General features: G+C 73.4%; 3 protein-coding genes. All 3 read left to right on the forward strand.

What is annotated here, in order from left to right; translation table 11 throughout:
- Positions 1 to 68: 68 nt before the first annotated feature.
- The 3 genes from D0D28_RS35195 to D0D28_RS35205 are packed head-to-tail and all read left to right on the forward strand — an operon-like array spanning position 69 to position 2693.
- Entirely contained in the window at positions 69 to 482 is a 414-nt protein-coding gene (locus D0D28_RS35195) for a pyridoxamine 5'-phosphate oxidase family protein (RefSeq protein ID WP_233157309.1), read from the forward strand.
- A gap of 19 nt (positions 483 to 501) precedes the next feature.
- The gene (locus tag D0D28_RS35200; protein ID WP_240323475.1) at positions 502 to 2007 is read left to right on the forward strand and encodes a GAF domain-containing sensor histidine kinase; all 1506 of its coding nucleotides are present in this window, start codon (positions 502 to 504) and stop codon (positions 2005 to 2007) included.
- Positions 2004 to 2693, forward strand: coding sequence for a response regulator (locus D0D28_RS35205; protein WP_116115521.1), 690 nt, complete (start codon positions 2004 to 2006; stop codon positions 2691 to 2693). Before D0D28_RS35200 ends, D0D28_RS35205 begins: the two co-directional genes overlap by 4 nt.
- Positions 2694 to 3306 lie beyond the last annotated feature (613 nt).

Raw genomic sequence — 3306 nt, forward strand, 5'->3', positions numbered from 1 at the left:
CCAGCGGCCACACCCTCCCGGGCCCAATGGCCCTACCGGCCCCAGCCGGCCGGGGTGATCGTGGGGCCGTGACGTTCCCCGCGCGCGAGAGATCGGTCGCTTCGATGCTCGATCCGTTCGGACTGGAAGTGCTGGGGCGGGAGCAGTGCCTGGAGCTGCTCGCCGCCGCCGGGATCGGGCGCGTCGTCTTCACCACGCGCGGCCTGCCCGCCGTCCAGCCGGTGCGGTTCGTGCTGGCCGACGACGCCGTCGGCTTCGGCGCCCCGGCCGCTAGCCCGTTGTTCGCCGCCGCGCACGACGGCGTGGTCGCGTTCGAGGCCGACGCGTTCGACCCGCACCTGGAGTCCGGCTGGTGGGTGACGGTGCTCGGCCGGGCACGGGCCACCCGTGAGCGCGCCCGCGCGTGGCCGGCGAGCACCGCCGATGACCGTTGGATCCGGATCCCGCTGGAAGTAGTCTCGGGACGGCGGCTCGCGGGGTAGAGCTGCTGGAAGGGCAGTGGTGATCGGACCGGGCGCACGCGGACTTGTCGAGGCCGTCGTCGGGGTCGCGGCGGACCTCAGCCTGCCCGAGATCCTGACCAAGATCGTCACCAGCGCGCGCGACCTCACCGGCGCCGCGCACGCGGTCATCCAGGTGCCGGACGCCGCCCCCGTGCGGTCCGGCGATCCGGCCGCGCCCGGCGCGTCGCTGACCATGCCGCTGCACGCCCGCGGCGGCCGGTTCGGCGAGCTGCGGCTGCGCAAGGAGGGCGGCTTCACCGGCGCCGACCGGGAAGCCGTCGTCACGCTGGTCGCCGCGGCCGGGATGGCCATCGACAACGCCACCCTCTACGAGCGGACCCGCAGCCGCGAGCGCTGGCTGGAGGCCTCGCACGAGGTCACCGCCGCCCTGCTGACGGGCGAGAACCCGCAGCGCACGCTGCGCCTGATCGCCGAGCACGCCCGGGTCGTCGCCGGTGCCACCGCCGCCGCGGTCGCCGTCCCGCGCGAGGACGACCCCGGCACCCTGGTGTTCGAGGTGGTCGCCGCCGGTGAGCACGCCCCGCCGGGCCTGACCGGCCTGACGGTTCCGGTCGAGGGCACCGCGAGCGGCGAGGCGTTCCGCACCGGGGAGGCCGTCGTGGTGCGCGACTACGGCCGCTACGTCGCCAAGGAGCAGGCCAAGGTCAACATCCAGATGCCCGAGCAGGTCACCGAGCTGGACTCGGCGGTCGCCGTGCCGCTGATCGTCGGTGGCGAGACCCTCGGCGTGCTGCTGGTCGCCAAGTTCGGCGACGCCGCGCCCTTCACCGACGACGAGGTCGGCCTGGCCCGCACGTTCGCCGGTCACGCCGCCCTGGCCATGGAGTTCGCCCGCGCCGAGGAGGACCGGCAGCGGCTGGCCGTGTTCACCGAACGCGACCGCATCGCCCGCGACCTGCACGACCTGGTCATCCAGCGGCTGTTCGCCACGGGCCTGGGGCTGGAGGGGCTGCGGCCGCTGGTCACGCAGCCCGAGGTCGCGGACCGGCTGACCGGTTTCGTGCACGAGCTGGACCGCACGATCCGGGAGATCCGCAACAGCATCTTCTCCCTCACCCAGCCGGAGGAGACCGGCGAGGGGCTGCGTGCGGAGCTGCTGCGGGTGGCGCAGGACTGCACGCCCGCGCTGGGTTTCACGCCCCGCGTGGGGTTCACCGGGCCGGTGGACACCGCCGTGCCGCCGCCGGTGCGGGCGGATCTGGCGGCGACGGTGCGGGAGGCGTTGTCGAACGTCGCCCGGCACGCCCGGGCCCGTGCGGTGTCGGTCGAGGTGGCGGTGGACGGGGCGGGCCGGTCACTGACGCTGACGGTCGCCGACGACGGTGTCGGCATCCCGGACGAGCCGGGACGGCGCAGCGGGCTGGTCAACCTGGGCGAGCGCGCGGCGCGGTGGCGGGGCCGCTGTTCCGTCGGGCGCGGCGGCGAACGCGGGACGACACTCGTGTGGACGGCCGACCTGAACGGCGCGGGAGGGGTGCGATGACGATCTCGGTGTTCCTGCTCGACGACCACGAACTGGTGCGGACCGGGTTGCGGACGGTGCTGGAGTCCGAAGGCGACATCCGGGTGGTCGGCGAGGCCGGCCCCGTCGCCGACGCGCTGCACCGGATCCCCGCCCTGACACCGGATGTGGCGATCCTCGACGTGCGCCTGCCGGACGGCGAGGGGATCGGCGTGTGCCGCGAGATCCGGTCTTCCGTGGAGCCGGCGCCGGCGTGCCTGATGCTTACCTCGTACTCCGACGACGAGGCCCTGTCCGGGGCGATACTGGCCGGGGCCGCGGGGTACCTGCTCAAGCAGGTGTCCGGCATGAACCTGGTGGACGCGGTGCGGCGGCTGGCGGCGGGCCAGTCGTTGCTGCGCCCGGAGCTGACCGCCCGGGTGCTGGAGCGGATGCGCGGCGCGGACGAACCCGGGTATGCGCAGCTCAGCCCGCAGGAACGGCGGGTGCTGCGGCTGATCGCGGATGGTCTGACCAACCGGCAGATCGGGGAGCAGCTGCACCTGGCCGAGAAGACGGCCAAGAACTACGTGTCCTCGGTGCTGCACAAGCTGGGCTTCGAACGGCGCACGGAAGCGGCGGTGTACGCCACCCGGCGGCGGGACATCCGCGGTTCGCAAACAGGGCCATTGGACCCTGTTCGGAGCTTGCGTGATCGGCGATGGTGAAGGGGTCACAACAGAAGATTCTCGGCCGCGCCGGTCGCCGCGAGCTGAGATAACCGGCCGGAGCAGCGGCCTCCCACCCCTCCCGCTGCTCCGGTCAACTATTGTCTGTTGTGGACGGTGGGGGTGGGTTGCCCCGGATGGGACTCACCGGGGCGGAGATCTCCGAAGCGGTGCACGACGCCGGCTGGCGGTACGTGTTGTCGAGCCTGCGCACGTCCTGGCAGGGGCGGGACTAGAGCGTCCGCCCACACGGCGGCGCACACCGCTCTCGGGCAAGGGCAGGCCCTCGCCGCACTCCGCGCCCCGGCTGACCCGCACGCCACCCAGCAGTGGCACGCCCCCGCCGAACCCGCGCACCGCGGGCGAGGCACATCCCCGTCCCGATCCGCCCGGCCCCACACCCATTGAAAGGACCGCTCAACCCCACACGACCGACCCCTCCACCGACCACCACAGCCCACTCACCCTCACCGGCCACCCCGCCCACCATTGAAAGGACCGCTCAATCCCGCGCGACTGGCCCCTTCATCGCCCACCACAGCCCACTCACCCGACCAGCCACCCCACCCACCATTGAAAGGACCGCTCAACCCCACGCGACTGGCCCCTTCAC

The sequence above is a fragment of the Amycolatopsis ruanii genome (assembly GCF_003385175.1).
Lineage (GTDB): Bacteria > Actinomycetota > Actinomycetes > Mycobacteriales > Pseudonocardiaceae > Amycolatopsis_E > Amycolatopsis_E thermalba.

What these genes read in the sequence shown, in the direction of transcription:
- D0D28_RS35205 (WP_116115521.1), top strand. Translation starts at nt 2,004, where the DNA reads ATGACGATCTCGGTGTTCCTGCTCGACGACCACGAACTGGTGCGGACC.